Source organism: Kribbella sp. HUAS MG21 (genome assembly GCF_040254265.1).
Taxonomy (GTDB): domain Bacteria; phylum Actinomycetota; class Actinomycetes; order Propionibacteriales; family Kribbellaceae; genus Kribbella.
Window position 1 is genome coordinate 290,715 of record NZ_CP158165.1, and the last position, 16,683, is coordinate 307,397.

Below are 16,683 nucleotides of genomic sequence, written 5' to 3' on the forward strand. Positions count from 1 at the left end.
GTCGTCGCGACACAACGACACCCAACGACCACCGTCGTCGTCTTCCGCAGTGACAAGCCGGGCTATTTCATGGCCCACTGGGACTTGCTGTCGAACAGCGCGCGCGTGGCGGGAATGCCGCCTGGCCGCACCGGCCTGCATCCGTACCTGGACAACTTTGTGCGGCTGAGCCGGCTGCCGGTGGCCACGATCTCACTGATCCGCGGCCGCGCCCGCGGCGCCGGCAGCGAGTTCGTGCTCGCCACCGACATCCGTTTCGCGTCCGAGAACGCGGTCCTGGGCCAGTTCGAGGTCGGCGTCGGCGCGGTCCCCGGCGGCGGTCCCATGGCGCGCCTGGGCCGTACGGTCGGCCGCGGCCGCGCCCTGGAAATCCTGCTCGGCGGCGACGACATCCCCGCCGCCCAGGCCGCCGAATACGGCTACGTGAACCGGCTCCTGCCGGACGCTGACATCGAGGGCTTCACCGATGCGTTCGCCCGCCGGATCGCGACCTTCGAAAAGACGGCCGTCGCCGGCATCAAGAAGCTCGTCGACGTGGCCACCCTGCCCCCCGACCACGAGTTCCGGCAAGGCCTCGACGCGTACTTCGCCACCGCCAGCCGGCCAGAGAACCGCCCCTTCATTCAGTTGCTGCTCGACAAGGGCCTCCAGCAGCCCGGCGGCATCGAGACCAACCTCGGCACCGCGATCGGCGAGCTGCGACGAAACCTGTAGGTCCACATGGGGTAGCGCGTGCGCGCCGCCCGAACACCCCGCCCGCTGGCAAGTCCACATTGGAGGAGCCGTTTCTGCCAAGATCTACACAAAGGTGGGGTGGCTCGCGGACGGAACTTCGCGAGGCGCTGCCCCGTGAACCACGGGCGAGAGGCGGTGGGGCGTGAGTTCATGGCGTGACCAGGCACTGATCGGCCGGCAGGCGGAGTTGGCCCGCCTCGACGAGTTGATCGAGGCAGCCCGATCCGGCGAGAGCCGGGTCCTCGTACTCCAGGGTGAGGCGGGAATCGGCAAGTCCGCGCTGATCGAGTATGCCGTGACGTCGGCGACCGGGTTCCGGGTGCTGCGCGCGGTCGGCCTGGAGTCCGAGATGGAGCTCACGTTCGCCACGCTGCATCAGCTGTGCCTGCCGCTGTTGGACCGGCTCGCCGGCCTCCCCGACTCGCGCCGGCATGCCCTCGAGACGGCTTTCCGGATGCGTGTCGGCACCCCGCCGGACCCGTTCCTCATCGGCCTTGCCGTGCTCGACCTGTTCGCCGATGCCTCCGAGCGCACCCCACTGCTGTGCGTGGTCGACGACAGTCAGTGGCTGGATCAGGCGTCCGCGCAGGTGCTCGGGTTCGTCGCGCGACGGCTGCTCGCCGAGTCGATCGGCCTGATCTTCAGCACCCGGCCGCCGGGCGGGCCACACCTGCGTGGCCTCCCGGAGCTCGAGATCGGCGGGCTGCGTTCCGAGCACGCCAGGACGCTACTCACCCAGGTCACCCGCGCCGGCCTCGATCAGCACATCAGCGATCGGATCGTCGCCGAGACGCGCGGCAACCCCCTGGCGCTGATCGAGCTGACGCGCGGGCTGAGCAGTACCCAGATGGCCGGCGGGCTTGGGCTGCTGCACACCGAACCGTTGTCCGGCCGGATCGAGGAGAGTTTCCTCAACCGGGTCCGGGACCTGCCCGAACCGGCCAGGCGTCTGCTGCTGGTCGCCGCCGCCGAGCCGATCGGCGACCCCGACCTGGTCCGGAGCGCCGCCGGGCTGCTCGGCCTCCCGCTCGGCCAGCCCGCCACCGAGGAACTGCTGACCATCGGTGAGCGGGTGACGTTCCGGCATCCACTCGTACGCTCGGCCGCGTACCGGGCCGCCTCGCCCGAGGAGCGCCGTGCTGCGCACCAGGCACTTGCCGAGGTCACTGACCCGCAGGACGCGCCGGAACGGCGCGCCTGGCATCGCGCAGCCGCAGCCGTCGGCCCTGATGAGGACGTCGCCGCCGAGCTCGAACGCTCCGCCGCGCACGCCCAGTCGCGGGGCGGTGTCGCCGCCGCGGCCGCGTTCCTGCAGCGTGCCGTCGCGCTGACCGCCGATCCGGCGCACCGGTCCGAACGGATACTCGCCGCGGCCGAGACGACCCTGCAGGCCGGCGACTTCGAAGCCGTCTCCCGGCTGCTGCGCTCGCTGAACTCCCGGACACTTGACGACGTCCAGCGCGGCCGCGCCGGGCTGGTGGAGGGTCATCTCGCCTACGCACTCGGGCGCGGCGCCCCTGCCGCGAGCGCGATCCTGCTCAAGGCCGCCGCACAGTTCGCGGCCGTCGACCCCCGGGGTGCCCGGGAGACCGCCGTGCACGCGTGGCTGATCTCCAGCGGGATGGTCGACCGCGACGATCTGGTGGCGCTCTCCCGTTCGATCCGCGACATCCTGCCGCCTGGCGGTAACCAGCCGGTCGACATGGTCGCCGACAGTGCCGTCCTGATGGTCACCGAGGGGCGCGCCGCGGCCGCACCGATTCTCGCGAAGGTGACCGAGACCATGCTGCGGATGACGGACACCGACCTGCTGCGGTGGGGGCGACTCGCACCGATCGGCCCCTACGGCAGCTGGGACTTCGAGGCGCTGCGGACGCTGGCCACCCGGCAGGTCGAGCTGCTGCGGGAGGTCGGGGCCTTGCATCACATTCCAGAAAATCTGATCAGTCTCGGCATGGCCCAGCTCCGGTTCGGTGACTTCGCCGCAGCGGCGGCCACCGTCGAGGAGGGCGACCTGATCACCACGGTGACCGGGAACCAGCCCCTCCCACCTCACGTCGCACTGCAACTCCAGGCCCTGCGTGGCCGGGAGCAGGAGACCGTAAAACTGGTCACCGAAACCCTCCGGCAGGCCGCTGCAACCAACTGGGGCACCGCGTTGGTCGGCGCCCGCCTGTCCGCCGCGATCCTCTACAACGGCCTGGCCCGGTACCCCGAGGCGCTGCGCCATGCCCGTGAGGCCGAGGTGAGCTGGAATCCCTGGATCTCCGCCTGGGTCCTGCCCGAGACGATCGAGGCGGCCAGCCGCACCGGCGACGACGACGCGGCCCAGGATGCCCTGGACCGCTTCGTCGAGACGACCCAGCCGTTCGAGACCGACTTCCCGGCCGGTCTCGAGGCCCGCGCCCGCGCCCTGCTCGCCGAGGCCGCCGCCGCCGACGAGCTGTACCGGGAGGCGATCGAGCGGCTCGGCCGTACCCGGATGCGACCCGACCTGGCCCGCGCCCACCTGCTCTACGGCGAGTGGCTACGCCGCGAGGGTCGGCGGCTGGACGCGCGGGAGCAGCTGCGGTCCGCGTACGAACTCTTCGCCCAGCTGGGCATGGAGGCGTTCGCCGAACGAGCCCGCCGCGAGCTGCTGGCCACCGGCGAGACCATCCGTAAACGTGCCGCCGAAACCGGCCCCGGCGGCGCGCTGACCGCGCAGGAGCTGCAGATCGCCCAGCTCGTCCGCGACGGCCTGTCCAACCCAGAGGTCGGCGCCCGTCTGTTCATCAGCCCGCGCACCGTCGAATGGCACCTGCGCAAAATCTTCGGCAAACTCGGCATCGAATCACGGCGCGAGCTGCGCGACATGGAACTCAACGGGTGAGCCTCTGAGGCCCGGCGGAGACGGCATCCTGTCCGAGCCCTACCTGCGCAAGGCCTTCCTCAAGGGCTGCCGCTGAACGCCACACCCACGCTGCGGGTTCTCGCCCGCGTGGCCGTGCCGGCTATCGCCACCTTGGCGGCTTCGCTTGTTGTAGCGAACGGCTTGCAGCTTCTGCGTCCGGTTGCCCGGTCGGGTGCCGAGAAACCCTGGCGGACCCTGGGGAGCTCGACCAGGGCGTTTCACGGGTGTGTGCCGCATGACGGCGTTGCCATGCTGATAGGCGTCCAGAGAGCAGGGTTTCGGCTGGTCGCCGGCGAGGGACCTGCCCCTCCTCCCGTACCCGGATCTCTTCGTGCCGGAATTCGACTGAGAGGCTGTGCGTGAGATGACCGCGCTCGAACAGCAAGTGAGCCATGCGATCCGACCGTTCACCGTGTCCTTCCGCAAGCGGGCGCTCGACGACCTGCGCCACCGGCTGGCGGCGACGCGCTGGCCGAGCCGGGAGCTCGTCGGCGATCGCTCCCAAGGGGTGCAGTTGGCGACGATCCGGGCGCTGGGCCAGTACTGGGCCACCGGCTACGACCTCGGCCGAGTGCAGTCCCGGCTGAACGCGCTGCCACAGTTCACCACCGCGATCGACGGAGTGAGCATCCACTTCGTCCACGTGAAATCCAAGCACGCGGACGCGTTGCCGCTGATCATGACGCATGGCTGGCCGGGCTCGATCATCGAGATGCTCGACTCCATCGGCCCGCTGACCGATCCGACCGCGCACGGCGGCACTGCTGGAGACGCGTTCCATCTCGTGCTGCCGTCACTGCCCGGGTACGGCTTCTCGAGCGAGCCGGCCGAGGTCGGGTGGGATCTGGTGCGTACGGCCCGGGCGTGGGCGGAGCTGATGAACCGGCTCGGCTACGACCGGTACGTGGCGCAGGGAGGTGACGTCGGCGCGGGTGTGACCGATGCGATCGGACGGTTGGGCCCCGAGGGGCTCGTCGGCATCCACACGAATCTGCTTGTGCCGGCGCTCAACGACCCGTCGTCGCTACCGAACACCACGGAGGAGGAACGCGCCGCGCTCGCCGCGATCAAGGTCTTCCAGACTACCGGGAACGGCTACTTCGTGGAGATGGCCACCCGGCCGCAGACGATCGGGTACGCGTTGCTGGATTCGCCGGCCGCGCTCGCCGCGTGGATGATCGACCACGACACCGACGCCTACGACAAGATCACCAGCGCGTTCGTCGACGGCAAGCCGTCGGGGGGTCTGACGCGGGATCACATCCTCGACGACATCACGACCTACTGGCTGACCGGCATCGGAGCGTCCACGGCCCGGTCGTACTGGGAGGCGTACGGGCCGGATGCACCGGCTGCGGGCCGTCCGCTGTTGCCGGACCCGCGGGTTCCGGTGGGTTTCAGCACGTTCCCGGGGGAGATCTGGCGGACGCCGCGCAGCTGGGCCGAGAAGGCCTATCCGACGCTCAACTACTTCGGGGTCGCGGCCCGCGGCGGTCATTTCGCCGCCTGGGAAGAGCCGGAACTGTTCGCGGAAGAAGTGCGGGCGGCGTTCCGGCCACTGCGATAAGCCGCTGCACCGCTCGTACGTCCACGCCCACCGCGACATCGCCGTGGTGGTCTCCGGACAGACATCGAAGTTGACGAACCTGAAGGTGGAGAACCATGACCTCGTCCGCGTCCCAACCCACTCGACGGCACCTGCTCCAGGCCGGCATCGCCGCCGGCCTCACTGTCGCCGCATCCAGTGCGCTCGGGCGGGCGCCGGCGACCGCCGCGCCGGCCACCGACCCGAGCAGGATCCGCCCGTTCCGGGTCGCGATCCGGAACGAACAGCTGGCCGAGTTGCGCCGCCGCATCCGAGCAACCCGCTGGCCGACCCGCGAGCTCGTCCCCGATCGCTCGCAGGGCGTCCAGCTGGCGACCGCTCAGGCTCTCGCCCGGTTCTGGACGACCGGCTACGACTGGCGGCGGTTCGAGGCGAAACTCAACGCGCTACCACAGTTCAAGACCGAGATCGACGGTGTCGACATCCACTTCATCCACGTCCGCTCACGGCACCGCAACGCACTGCCACTCATCATGACCCACGGCTGGCCAGGCTCGATCGTCGAGCTGCTCGACACCGTCGGTCCGCTGACGAATCCGACCGCGCACGGCGGCACGGCCGCGGACGCCTTCCACCTCGTACTACCGTCGATCCCCGGCTACGGTTTCTCGGGCAAACCAGACGAACTCGGCTGGGACTACAACCGAACGGCGAGAGCCTGGACGGAACTCATGCACCGCCTCGGCTACACCCACTGGGTTGCCCAGGGCGGTGACGTCGGCGCCGCCGTCACCGACAGCATCGGCCGCCTGGCGCCGGCAGGTTTGCTCGGCATCCACCTGAACCTGTTGGTGCCGGCGTTGGGCAGCACCGACAACCTGCCGAAGTACACCGACGAAGAGAAGGCCGCGGCCGCCGCGCTCCAGGTCTTCTCGACGAGCGGCAGGGGCTACATCGTCGAGCAGTCGACGCGGCCGCAGACGATCGGCTACGCGCTACTGGACTCACCCGTCGCCTTGGCGGCGTGGATGCTCGATCACGACACGGACAGCTACCTCAAGATTTCCCGCGCCTTTCTCGGCGGACCGCCGTCGGGCAACCTCACCCGGGAGCACGTCCTCGACAACGTCTCGGTCTACTGGCTGACCGGGACCGGCGAGTCGACCGCCCGGGTGTACTGGGAGAGAGCGCAAACCGCCGGCGCCGGTCAGATCCCTCCGGCGGTGAGCGTGCCGGTCGCGTTCAGCGCCTTCCCCGGCGAAATCTTCCAATCGCCACGCAGCTGGGCCAGGACCATCTATCCGACCCTCGACTACTACCACCAGCCCGCGCGGGGAGGACACTTCGCGGCTTGGGAGGAGCCCGGACTGTTCACCCAAGAACTTCGTGCCGCCTTCCGGCCGTATCGCTGACCGGAGGCTGTACCGCCGATGAAGCGCGACAACCACGGCGCCGTCATCCGATGCTCCAGGTCATTTGGTCGAAGCGGCTTCAAAGGCACTGTCAGCGATCCCAGCGCGCAGATCGCTCACATCAACGCATCATCAGGAGGAAGTCATGTCAACCACCATCGCCACGAGCGGCCCAGCATTCAGACCGCGCTTCTCGGAGGAAGCGAGGCGCCGCCGGGAGAGCCCGACCATTCCGGTTCCGACAACCGCCAGAGGCCCGAACGTGCCAGCGGCAGGGTACGTGCTCGACGAGATCGCCGACGGCATCTTCTGGCTCAGTGACGGCAGCTACCGGTCCATTTTCGTGGTAACCGGCGACGGCGTCATCGCCGTCGACGCGCCACCGACGCTCGGGCACAACATCCTGCGGGCCATCGATCGCGTCACGCGCAAGCCGGTCACCGGCGTGGTCTACAGCCATCATCACTCCGACCACGTGGGTGCCATGTCGATCTTCCCCGAGCGGGCAGTTCGCTACGCCCAGCGCGCCACCGCTCAACGGCTGAGCCTGCTCAACGATCCGGAACGGCCGCTGCCGACCGAGGTGTTCGACGACACGCTGACCATCGAGGCCGGCGAACACACACTGCGGCTGGACTACCCCGGTCCCAACCACTCCGAGGGCAACAGCTTCATCTATGCGCCGAACCAGCGGGTGCTGATGCTCGTCGACGTCATCTTCCCCGGTTGGGTCCCGTTCTCCAACCTGTCGCTGTCCGCCTTCGTTCCGGGCGTCCTGCGGGCCCACGAGCAGGCCCTGGACTACACCTTCGACCACTTCGTCGGCGGGCACGTCACCCGTCCCGGAACGCCCGAGGACATCCGCATCCAACAGGAGTATCTGACCGACCTGCGGACTGTCGCTGAAGCCGCCTTGTCCAGCGTCGATCTGGCCGCCACCATGGCCCCTGTCGACACCGGCAACGCCTGGGCGGTCTTCCGCGCCTATCTCGACGCCGTTGCCGCCGCCGCCACCGCCGACGAGATCGTTCCCCGCTGGCAGGATCGCCTCGGCGGCGCCGACGTCTTCACGGTCCCCAACGCCTGGGCGATGGCCGAGTCGCTGCGACTGGACCTCAATTCGCTAGGCCCGTTCGCAACCGTCCCGTGACGACAGCTCGCGGGCGAGGGCCAGGTGACACGCCCTACGCTCGGACGATGGATCTCCGGGTGCGGCAGGAGTGCGCGGCGGTCGTTTTGGGGGGGCCGACCGTGGTGATCGATCTGGGCGGCCTGCGTGTCGTCGCCGATCCGACCTTCGACGATCCCGGGTCACACGGGTACCTGACCAAGACCTCCCCTCCGGTCGTGGACGAGGAGGGCCTGGGCGAGATCGACCTTGTGCTGGTCAGCCACGATGTCCACCCGGACAACCTCGACCAGCGGGGGCGTGCCTTCGCGCTGGACGCGCCGGTAGTCCTCACCGGTCAGCTGAGCGCGCAGCGGTTGGGGGCGCCAGCGGTCGGTCTGTCACCGTGGGCCAGCCGGACCGTGCCCCGTCCGGACGGTGACGGCGACCTGGAGGTACGCGCCGTGCCGGCCGTGCACGGCCCGGAGGACGCCGAGCGGGACGGCGCGGGCAACGTCAACTGCGAGGTCAGCGGGTTCGTGCTGTCCGGGCGCGACCTGCCCACCGTGTACGTCAGCGGCGACAACGCCTCGATCCACACGGTGGCGGAGATCGCCCGCCGCGTCCCGCGCATCGACGTCGCCGTGCTCAACGCCGGAGCGGCGCGGGTGCCGGCGAAGTTCGGCGGCCGTCCCCTGACGCTGGACAGCCGGCGGGCAGCCGCGGCGGCCGCCGTCCTCGGTGTGGCGGTCGTGGTACCGGCGCACTACGACGGTTGGGCCCACTTCACCGAGGGCCGCGCCGAGCTGGAGCGGGCATTCGAGGAGGCCGGCCTGTCGGCGCTGCTGCGCGCCGTCGACCACGGAACGTGGGTGCCGCTGCGCGCATGAGCCGGCGCCCACCCGGCTCGGCGACGAACGTGGCGCGGCGGACCTTCTCCCCGGTCGCCGTCACATCGGCCGCGCCGGGAGGCGGGCACACCGCCGAGAGGTCCGGTCACCCTGCTCGCAGGTGATCAGCCGCGCGGCGAAGACCGCGTGCTCGTTACGGATGTTCTTGAGCTGCCGCTTATCGGCCGCGTCGGCCTCGAGGGCGCGGTCGCGATCCACCGTAAGGACTTCGGCGTCACCTGGAACGCCGCCCTCGAAGGCGGCGGGGTCCTGAGCTCCGGCAAGGTCGTCGTAGGGATCGAAGTCTCGGCCGTCAGGACCGCCTGACGATTGCCCGACTAGCTGTCGGCGAAGCGGCCCGAGAGCCTGGCTTTGGCGAGGTTGACGACGGTGGGTGAGGCGGTGTCCAGGGAGCCGGCGGCGTACGGGGGTTCGGGGGCGTACTCGACGATCAACTGGATGGTTCGGGCCACGTCGTCGTCGGTGAGTTCGCCGGCGAGTTTCAGGGCCATGTCGATGCCGGAGGAGACGCCCGCCGCGGTGGCGTAGTGGCCGTCGATGACGACGCGTTCGTGGGCGGGCGTCACGCCGTACTGCGGGAGCTGTTCGAGCGCCAGCCAGTGTGAGGTGGCGCGGCGGCCTTTGAGGAGGCCTGCGCCGGCGAGGATCAGGGAACCGGTGCAGACCGATGTCGTCCACGCGCTGGTGGCATCGGCCGCGCGCAGCCATTCGTGCAGGCGGCCGTCGGCCATCTGGTGCACCTGACCGGGGCCGCCGCCGACGAGGACGACGTCGGGCGCCGGCACGTCCTCGAAGGTCGCCGGTACGTCGATCGAGAGCGCGCCGAGGTCGTTCGTCATCAGGCCCTTGGCGCCGCCGACCAGGACGACCTCGGTGCCGGGGAGGCGGCCGAGGATCTCGTACGGCCCGATGATGTCGAGCGAGGTGAAGCCCGGGTAGACGAGAATGGCGATCTGCATGGCGATCTCCTTGAAGTGCGGGTGGATGTGGATCAGCCCCGTCCCCGGAGCGGGCGGCCGGGAAGCAGGTGTTCTCGGAGTACTCCGTCGCTCACGACCGCCTCGCCGTTCACGATGACATGGACGAAGCCGGTCGAGGGACGGGTGGAGTACTGGTACGTCGCGGTGTCGGTGACCCGCTCCGCGTCGAAGACCACGAGGTCCGCGTCGCAACCGGCCTGGACACGGGCTTTGCGCCGGATCGCCGGAGCGACCCGTTCGAGGATCCGTGCGGGCCGGAGGGTGCACTTGGCGACCGCCTCCGCGAGCGTCAGCACGCCGGTCTCACGGATGATCCGCAACGTGCGCGCGAAGGTGCCGGCACTGCGTGGATGAGTACGCACAAATCCCGGCAGCGGCCACTGCGAAGGATCGAACGAATGAACGCCGTCGACCACGAGCGGTACGGCGTCCGACGCCACGGCCGCTTGCGGTAGTGCGAGGATGCTTGCGAGCCGATCCGACGCGCCGTCCTCGTCGAACGACCGGATGAACGCCAGCCCCGACGGATCGGCCGCCCGCAAGTAGCGCAGCCGCTCGGCGGTGGCGATCGTCTCGCCCGTCCGCGCGTAGATCACGTCGGGTGGTGTACCGGTCGCACCGAGGATGTGCAGCTTCTCCGGGTGGAAGTAGTCGGACCCGATCGAGGTCATGCCCGCGCCGTACGGGTACACCTCGGTGCTGACCTCGGCGCCTGCCGCCCGGGCCGACTCGACGAGGGATTGCGCCCGGTCGAGGTGGCGCGTGGAGGTGGAGTTGATGTGACAGTAGTGCAGGTGGACGCCGGTCTCGATCGCCAGCCTGGTCAGCTCCTCGGCGCCGTCGACGACGACATCGGGGACCTGCTCCACGAGCGGACGCGCATGGGTGAACATCGGGACATCGGCCGCCGCGGCCAGCCTCGCCACGGCCAGCGGTTCGGCGGGATCGATGGCCGGCGCGTACCCGAGCAGGACGCCGATCCCGAGCGCACCGTCGGCGAGTTCACGGTCGAGCGAACCGAGGATCGTCGCCAACTGCACTCGCGTGGCCGGCGCACGCCAGTCCTCGGAGCCGAGGTTGTCCAACGGCCCGTCGGAGGCCCCGGGCAACGGTTCGCCGGTGAGAACCCGCCGGCGCAGGACCGCCCACGAAGCCGAGAAGCCGTAGTTGATCGGCCGGCCCTCGGCGGCGGCGCGCGCGTAGGCGACGGATACCGGTGCGGCGCCGGCCTCGAGTTCGAGCGCGGTGGTGACACCGTCGAGGGCCTGCAGGCGACGCTCGCCGATGGTCTGACCGTGACTGTGCAGGTCGATGAATCCCGGGGCGACGACGAGTCCGCGCGCGTCCAGGATCCGGCGACCGGTCAGTCCGTCGACCGACACGGCTGCGATCCGGTCGCCGCTCAGTCCGACGTCCCGTACGTCGTTCAGCCCGCTCTCGGGGTCGATCACGCGGCCGCCGCGAATCACCACGTCGTACGGCGACGTATCGTTGCGGATCGCCATCAGCGCAGCGGGTCGACGGAGCGCAGGGCGTCCGGCATCCGACCGGTGGTCACGAACTCGGCGAGCAGCTTCCCCGTGACCGGCCCGAGCGTCATCCCCCACATGCCATGACCGCCCGACACGAACACCCGCGGATCGCTGGTGCGGCCAACGAGCGGCAGTCCGTCCACGGTGCACGGACGCGCACCGACCCACTCGTCCGCCCGCTCCCGCAGGTCGACCCCGGTGAGGTACGGCGCCGCGGCGTCGACGATCGCCGCGATCCGTCGCGGGTCCAGCGGTGCGTCGACGCCACGGAACTCCATCATTCCGGCCAACCGGAGCCGTCCGCCGACCGGCGTGCACGCGACCCGCTGGGCCGGAAGGTAGACCGGTCCACGTGGGAGGGAGTCGACCGCAACCGTGAAGCTGTAGCCGCGTCCGGCACGCACCGCCCGGGAGACACCGAACCGTCCTGCCAACTGGCCGAGTCGCGCCCCTGACGCGATCACGACCGCGTCGAAACGCTCCCCCACCACTCGGAGCCCGGGACCGTCCGGCGAAATCGCGGTGACCGAGACCCCGGTCCGGATCCGGCCGCCGCGACGCTGAAAGCCTTCGGACAACCCCCGCACGAAAGCGCCCGGATCGAGGTAGCGCTGGCCGGCGAGACGAAGCGCCGCACCCACCCGGTCCGACAACAACGGCGCCTCCGCCCGCGCCTCGTCCGCGCTCAGGAGCTCGTACTCGACCGGCCGCCCCACCTTCTCCAGGTGCCGGAACTCCTCGACCAGCACCTCCCGCGACGACTCGTCGCGATACGCGGCCACGAGCGGCGTCGCAGGTTGGGTACGGACCTCTACCTCAGGCACCTCGAGTTCGTCGTACGCCGCCAGCGCGCCCACACTGAGCTGGGCGAGCGCCGCCATCGAGCGCTCCCACCGTGTCGCGGTGCAGTTCCTCGCGAACTGGACCAGGAAGCGCCACAGCCCCAGGTCCAACGACGGCGGTACGTAGACCGGTGACGCCGGGCTGAGCAGCGCACGCAACCCGAACCGCAGCACAGAAGGCTCCGGAAGCGGCGTCGCGAGGCTGGGCGTCAGCCACCCGGCGTTCCCGCGGCTCGCCCCGGAACCGACGCCGGCCTGCTCGAAAACCGTGGTGTCGGTCCCGGCGGCCCGGAGGAACCAGGCGGCCGACAGACCGGTGATGCCGGCCCCGATGACGGCGACGCGCTCGGGACGGGTGGGGTACGGGCTGCTGCGCATGCCTTCATGCTCAGGGTCGCTCCGTCGGCACGGACTGTCATCTCCGCACAAGTTGAAGGCCAAAACCTGGATCAGACGTACACTCCTTGCCATGGCGAGCACGGTCGCGGTCCTGGCCGACCTGCACGAGCATCTGACCTTCGTGACGCCGGACCACGAGCCGTACGACGTCAGTCACGTGGCAGTTCTCGACGGATCAGGCACCCCACAACCAGGCGCCCTCGTCGCAGCGGTCGGCGTACGGTCCGACGACGCGCGGCTCACCCTGCTCCGGTCGCTCGCCGACGTACCCGTGGCCGGTGTCGTCTTCGCCGGACCGTGGACCTCGGCCATCTCGGACGCGGTCGCTCAGCTCAAGGTCACGGTGGGTGTCCTGCACGAAGGCGCGAGCTGGGCCGGATTCATCGCCGCCGCGCACTCGGCCTTGCACGGGCCGCCGTCCGGACCCGAGGATCCGGCAGACCAGACCCAACGCCTCTTCCAGTTGACCGACCAGGTGGCGGAGCTGCTCGAGGCCGCCTTGATCGTCGAGGACGACAAGCGGCAGGTCGTCGCCCACTCCAGCACGGGCGGGCCGCATGACGCCGCACGGACCCGAACCATCCTCGGACGGCAGATGCCGCCGGACTTCGTGTCGAGGCTGCGCGCGACGGGTGCCTTCCGGCGCCTGACCTCCAGCGACGAGCCGTTCGTCGTACCGGCGGTCGCGCCGGACTTCCTGCAACGCATCGTCATTCCGCTCCGGCTCGGTCCGGAAGCGGTCGGCTCGATCTGGGCGATCCGGGACCAGGAGCTCGACGACGAGCTGCGAGCTCGCCTCCTCCCCCTCACGCGCGAGCTGTCGGTGTGCCTGCTGCGGCTGCGTGCCCAGGAGGATCTGAGCACGCGCTACTCGGTCGAACGAGTCCGGGCCGCACTCAACGGTACGGAGCCCGACGCCGACCTGGTGCTGCCCGGCGACGCGACGCGGGTCGTTGCCCTGGGCCCCGGAGACGGGACGTCACCGCTCGACGAACTGTCGGTGTGGCGGGCGATGCTGCGCAGGCATTCGTGGGCGTACCCCATCCTGACCGAGATCGACGGTACGGTTTTCGCCCTCGTCACGGACGGTTCCGGTCCGGGGAGCTGGGAGTGGCTGCGCTCGATCGGCGGCGACACCGGCCTCGGTGCCGTCAGCGCGAGCCGACCCGCCCGCTCCCCCGCCGACCTGCCCGCACGGCGGGTCGAGGCCGCCGAGGTCGCGGAGGCCGCGATCGACGCCGGGCTGGCGGTCGCGTCGTACCAGGACGTCTGGTCCAGTGTCGTACTGCGGAAGGTGCATCGCGCCGTCCCGGCCGACGTCCACGACGAGGTGCGGGCGCTGCTCGGCATCGACGCCCGGGGCGATCTCGCGGGCACCCTCGGCGCGTGGCTGCTGGCCTGGGGCGACTATGCGCAGGCAGCGGTGGCGCTGGACGTCCACCCGAACACGGTCCGGCTGCGGATGCGACGAATCCTCGAACTGCTCCCGACCATCGATCTCGACGAACCGAGCCAGCGCCTCGCTCTCACCCTGGTCCTTACGGCTCGATCAGCTCGTTCACAGCGTCCGTGAGCCGGGTGAACGCCCGGTCGGCGGACGGCACGCGGCCCGCGAACTCGACCCAGGCGTGCACGAGTTCAGGGTCGAGCTGCACGGTGACCGGTACGCCGTCCGTGGCCAGCCGCAGGGCGTACTCCTCGTTGGACGATCTCAGCGGATCGTTCCCGGCGATCGCGACGATCGCCGGTGGCAGGCCGGCCAGCGACGTCGCCAGACCGGGAAGGGCGTACGGCGATGCCAGGCCCGCCTCGGTGCTCGCGTAGCCCTCGATGTAGAACCTCAGGTTCGCGCGCAGTTCGTCCTCCGCGTACCGGAGCATGCTCGGCGAGCCGTAGTTCTTGTCGACACCGGGATAAATGAGCACCTGCCCGTCGACGGCCGGCCCACCCTCGTCACGCGCCCGGAGCGCGACGCACGCGGCCAACGTGCCGCCCGCGCTGTCGCCGGCGACCAGGAACGGCTTCCCGGGCAGCAGATCGCGCGCCCAGACGGTGGCGTCCCAGGCGTCGTCGAAGGGCGCCGGGAACGGATGTTCGGGGAGCATCCGGTAGTCGACGGACACCACCAAGGCGCCCGTGTCGCGGCTGATCCGTCGCGTCACGAGGTCGTGGGTGTCGAGATCGCCGACGATCCATGCACCGCCGTGGTAATAGACCACCGCCGCGGTCGGGTCGTCCGGCCGGTAGATCCGTACCGGAATGTCGCCGTACTGTCCGCGCACCAGTTCGTCGGTGACCTTGCGGAGCTCGATCTGATCCACTCCACGGGTGAAGACCGCGTTGTTGGCGCGCATGGTCCGGCGGAGCTGCTCGGCGGTCTGCTCGGCTGCCGGTACGCCGGGCGGCGGGTCGAGCTCGGCCAGCAGCGCCAGAACAGCAGGGTCGATCGGTACGTCGTTCATGTCGCCTCTCGTGGTGCGTGGTCGGTCAGCAGCTCTGAACAGCCGCTGGAGGTGGCCGGCTGCTATCGCTTGCGGTAGATGCGCCCGCGCCGCAGGTAGTCGATGGCGACGGCGCAGACGAGAATCGCGCCGACGACGATGGTGTTGTACTGCGGTGGAATCCTCGACAGCACAAGCGCGTTGTCGATCAGCGAGAGCAGCACGGCGCCGACCGCGATGCCCTGGATGTTGCCCATCCCGCCCTGCAGGCTAACGCCGCCGATCAGGACGGCGGTGATCGCGATGAGCGTCGTCGACGTACCGCCCGCGGTCACCTGGCCGGCACCGACCCGGGCGGAGTAGATCATGCCGGCGAGCGCCGCCGATGCGGCGGCGATCGCGTAGAGCGCCAGATCCAGCCGAACGACGCGCAGCCCGTTGCCGACCGCGGCCTGCCGGTTGCCGCCGAGGGCGCGGACGTTGACTCCGAATCTGGTGCGCTCGAGGACGAACCAGAACACGATGCCGACCGCGATCGCGATGAGTACGACATTCGGCACGCCGGCGATGTTGCCCTGACCGAGCCGCTGGAAGCTGTCCGGCAGCGGCAGCACGTCGAGTCCGCCCGTGATCAGGGTGTCGACACCGGTGAGCATGTACGACGTGCCGAGCGTCGCGATGATCGGCGGAACATGGAGATACGTGATGATCGCGAAGTTCACCGAACCCACGACACAGCAGATCGCCAAACCGGCCAGCACCGCCACCGGCCACGGGACCCCGCCGACGAGCATCTTTGCTGTGAGCAACGAACTGAGGGTGAACACGGCACCCGCGGAGAAGTCCAGGCCGCCGCCGATGATCAGCAGTGCGGCACCGCAGGCCATCACGAAGTAGATGACGCTGCTGCGGAAGACCTCGGTCAGGTTGGAGTTGGACAGGAACAGATCGGATCTGCTGGAGGCGATGACGCCGATCACCAGCATCACCAGCACCAGCGTCGTTTCCTGCCGCATCAAGAGCTTGGTGAGGACGTTCTCGCGCTCCACACCCGATGGAGAGTCGTTGCCCGGCGTGGTCCGGGCGCTCGTCGTGGTCACCGTCATCACGCCACCTCGCTGTCCTGGTCGTCGACGGGCCGGTCGGACGGGATCGCGCCGGTGATCATGCCGACGACCTCCTCGCGTGGTACCTCGCTGATCCGCCGGGTGCCGACCGTGCGCCCGAGCCGGAGCACGGTCACGCGGTCGGCGTGGGAGAAGACGAAGTCCAGGTCGTGGCTGACGATGATGACGGCCTTGCCGGCGTCCCGCAGCTCGTTGATGATCTCGCCGACGTGCGCTGTCTCCTGGACACCGAGCGCGGCCGTCGGCTCGTCGAGCAGCATGATCGGCCGGTCCATCCGGACCGCGCGGGCGATCGCGACCACCTGGCGCTGCCCGCCGGACAGCAGCCCGACCGGCGTCCGGACGTTCCCGACGCGGACCTTGAGGTCCTGCAGGACGGCCGCGGCCTCGCGTTCCATCCGCCGCCGGTCGAGGACGACGCCGAACCTGCGGGGCAGGTTGCCGAGCGCCAGGTTGTGCGCGATGTCGAGACACTCGACCAGCGCGAGGTCCTGGTACACGACGGCAATACCGTGCTGCTGCGCCTCGGCGGCGGACCGGACACCGCCGAGGTTCTCGCCGTTCACCAGGACCTCACCCTGGTCGGCGCGATGGACGCCGGTGATGATCTTGATCGCCGTGGACTTCCCGGCGCCGTTGTCGCCGACAACAGCGTGCACCTCACCGGCGTACGCGTCGAGCCGGACGTCCTCGAGCGCCGAGACGGAGCCGAAGTACTTACGGACCCCGCGCAGTTGCAGGACCGGGCTGCTCATGG

General features: G+C 70.0%; 14 protein-coding genes. 8 read left to right on the top strand and 6 right to left on the bottom strand.

Going from position 1 to position 16,683, the window contains the following annotated elements:
- The first annotated feature begins 69 nt into the window (after positions 1 to 69).
- The 7 genes from ABN611_RS01320 to ABN611_RS01350 all read left to right on the top strand — a co-directional run bounded on the left by ABN611_RS01320 (position 70) and on the right by ABN611_RS01350 (position 8,911).
- Positions 70 to 714, top strand: a complete 645-nt coding sequence (locus ABN611_RS01320) for an enoyl-CoA hydratase/isomerase family protein (RefSeq protein WP_350277873.1) — start codon at positions 70 to 72, stop codon at positions 712 to 714.
- Between the two features lie 163 nt (positions 715 to 877).
- The gene (locus ABN611_RS01325; RefSeq protein WP_350277874.1) at positions 878 to 3,607 is read left to right on the top strand and encodes an AAA family ATPase; all 2,730 of its coding nucleotides are present in this window, start codon (positions 878 to 880) and stop codon (positions 3,605 to 3,607) included.
- Between the two features lie 385 nt (positions 3,608 to 3,992).
- Complete coding sequence (locus ABN611_RS01330; protein WP_350277875.1) at positions 3,993 to 5,195, top strand: epoxide hydrolase family protein; 1,203 nt, start codon at positions 3,993 to 3,995, stop codon at positions 5,193 to 5,195.
- Between the two features lie 95 nt (positions 5,196 to 5,290).
- The gene (locus tag ABN611_RS01335; protein WP_350277876.1) at positions 5,291 to 6,586 is read left to right on the top strand and encodes an epoxide hydrolase family protein; all 1,296 of its coding nucleotides are present in this window, start codon (positions 5,291 to 5,293) and stop codon (positions 6,584 to 6,586) included.
- A gap of 280 nt (positions 6,587 to 6,866) precedes the next feature.
- Positions 6,867 to 7,736 carry an MBL fold metallo-hydrolase gene (locus ABN611_RS01340; RefSeq protein ID WP_350277877.1) on the top strand — a complete coding sequence of 290 codons (870 nt, stop codon included), beginning with the start codon at positions 6,867 to 6,869 and terminating at the stop codon, positions 7,734 to 7,736.
- Between the two features lie 47 nt (positions 7,737 to 7,783).
- Positions 7,784 to 8,584 carry an MBL fold metallo-hydrolase gene (locus ABN611_RS01345; protein WP_350277878.1) on the top strand — a complete coding sequence of 267 codons (801 nt, stop codon included), beginning with the start codon at positions 7,784 to 7,786 and terminating at the stop codon, positions 8,582 to 8,584.
- A gap of 147 nt (positions 8,585 to 8,731) precedes the next feature.
- On the top strand, positions 8,732 to 8,911 hold the full coding sequence (locus ABN611_RS01350; RefSeq protein ID WP_350277879.1) for a YceI family protein: 180 nt from the start codon (positions 8,732 to 8,734) through the stop codon (positions 8,909 to 8,911).
- A gap of 11 nt (positions 8,912 to 8,922) precedes the next feature.
- Here ABN611_RS01350 and ABN611_RS01355 read toward each other — a convergent pair whose 3' ends face one another.
- The 3 genes from ABN611_RS01355 to ABN611_RS01365 are packed head-to-tail and all read right to left on the bottom strand — an operon-like array spanning position 8,923 to position 12,337.
- Positions 8,923 to 9,564 carry a DJ-1/PfpI family protein gene (locus tag ABN611_RS01355; RefSeq protein WP_350277880.1) on the bottom strand — a complete coding sequence of 214 codons (642 nt, stop codon included), beginning with the start codon at positions 9,562 to 9,564 and terminating at the stop codon, positions 8,923 to 8,925.
- Positions 9,565 to 9,596: 32 nt separating this feature from the next.
- Positions 9,597 to 11,090, bottom strand: a complete 1,494-nt coding sequence (locus ABN611_RS01360; RefSeq protein WP_350277881.1) for an amidohydrolase family protein — start codon at positions 11,088 to 11,090, stop codon at positions 9,597 to 9,599.
- Positions 11,090 to 12,337 carry an FAD-dependent oxidoreductase gene (locus ABN611_RS01365; protein ID WP_350277882.1) on the bottom strand — a complete coding sequence of 416 codons (1,248 nt, stop codon included), beginning with the start codon at positions 12,335 to 12,337 and terminating at the stop codon, positions 11,090 to 11,092. Before ABN611_RS01365 ends, ABN611_RS01360 begins: the two co-directional genes overlap by 1 nt.
- Positions 12,338 to 12,428: 91 nt before the next feature.
- Here ABN611_RS01365 and ABN611_RS01370 point away from each other — a divergent pair, with 91 nt between their 5' ends.
- Entirely contained in the window at positions 12,429 to 13,931 is a 1,503-nt protein-coding gene (locus tag ABN611_RS01370; RefSeq protein WP_350277883.1) for a helix-turn-helix domain-containing protein, read from the top strand.
- On the opposite strand, the gene ABN611_RS01375 is transcribed toward ABN611_RS01370, so the two are convergent.
- The 3 genes from ABN611_RS01375 to ABN611_RS01385 all read right to left on the bottom strand — a co-directional run bounded on the left by ABN611_RS01375 (position 13,897) and on the right by ABN611_RS01385 (position 16,681).
- Entirely contained in the window at positions 13,897 to 14,820 is a 924-nt protein-coding gene (locus ABN611_RS01375; protein WP_350277884.1) for an alpha/beta hydrolase, read from the bottom strand. The genes ABN611_RS01370 and ABN611_RS01375 overlap by 35 nt on opposite strands.
- Before the next feature lie 62 nt (positions 14,821 to 14,882).
- The gene (locus tag ABN611_RS01380) at positions 14,883 to 15,905 is read right to left on the bottom strand and encodes an ABC transporter permease (RefSeq protein ID WP_350277885.1); all 1,023 of its coding nucleotides are present in this window, start codon (positions 15,903 to 15,905) and stop codon (positions 14,883 to 14,885) included.
- A complete protein-coding gene (locus ABN611_RS01385; protein ID WP_350277886.1) occupies positions 15,905 to 16,681 on the bottom strand; it encodes an ATP-binding cassette domain-containing protein in 777 nt (258 codons plus the stop codon). Before ABN611_RS01385 ends, ABN611_RS01380 begins: the two co-directional genes overlap by 1 nt.
- Positions 16,682 to 16,683: the final 2 nt, after the last annotated feature.

What these genes read in the sequence shown, in the direction of transcription:
- ABN611_RS01320 (WP_350277873.1), top strand. Translation starts at nt 70, where the DNA reads ATGGCCCACTGGGACTTGCTGTCGAACAGCGCGCGCGTGGCGGGAATG.
- ABN611_RS01330 (WP_350277875.1), top strand. Translation starts at nt 3,993, where the DNA reads ATGACCGCGCTCGAACAGCAAGTGAGCCATGCGATCCGACCGTTCACC.
- ABN611_RS01335 (WP_350277876.1), top strand. Translation starts at nt 5,291, where the DNA reads ATGACCTCGTCCGCGTCCCAACCCACTCGACGGCACCTGCTCCAGGCC.
- ABN611_RS01345 (WP_350277878.1), top strand. Translation starts at nt 7,784, where the DNA reads ATGGATCTCCGGGTGCGGCAGGAGTGCGCGGCGGTCGTTTTGGGGGGG.
- ABN611_RS01355 (WP_350277880.1), bottom strand. Translation starts at nt 9,564, where the DNA reads ATGCAGATCGCCATTCTCGTCTACCCGGGCTTCACCTCGCTCGACATC.
- ABN611_RS01360 (WP_350277881.1), bottom strand. Translation starts at nt 11,090, where the DNA reads ATGGCGATCCGCAACGATACGTCGCCGTACGACGTGGTGATTCGCGGC.
- ABN611_RS01365 (WP_350277882.1), bottom strand. Translation starts at nt 12,337, where the DNA reads ATGCGCAGCAGCCCGTACCCCACCCGTCCCGAGCGCGTCGCCGTCATC.
- ABN611_RS01370 (WP_350277883.1), top strand. Translation starts at nt 12,429, where the DNA reads ATGGCGAGCACGGTCGCGGTCCTGGCCGACCTGCACGAGCATCTGACC.
- ABN611_RS01375 (WP_350277884.1), bottom strand. Translation starts at nt 14,820, where the DNA reads ATGAACGACGTACCGATCGACCCTGCTGTTCTGGCGCTGCTGGCCGAG.
- ABN611_RS01380 (WP_350277885.1), bottom strand. Translation starts at nt 15,905, where the DNA reads ATGACGGTGACCACGACGAGCGCCCGGACCACGCCGGGCAACGACTCT.
- ABN611_RS01385 (WP_350277886.1), bottom strand. Translation starts at nt 16,681, where the DNA reads ATGAGCAGCCCGGTCCTGCAACTGCGCGGGGTCCGTAAGTACTTCGGC.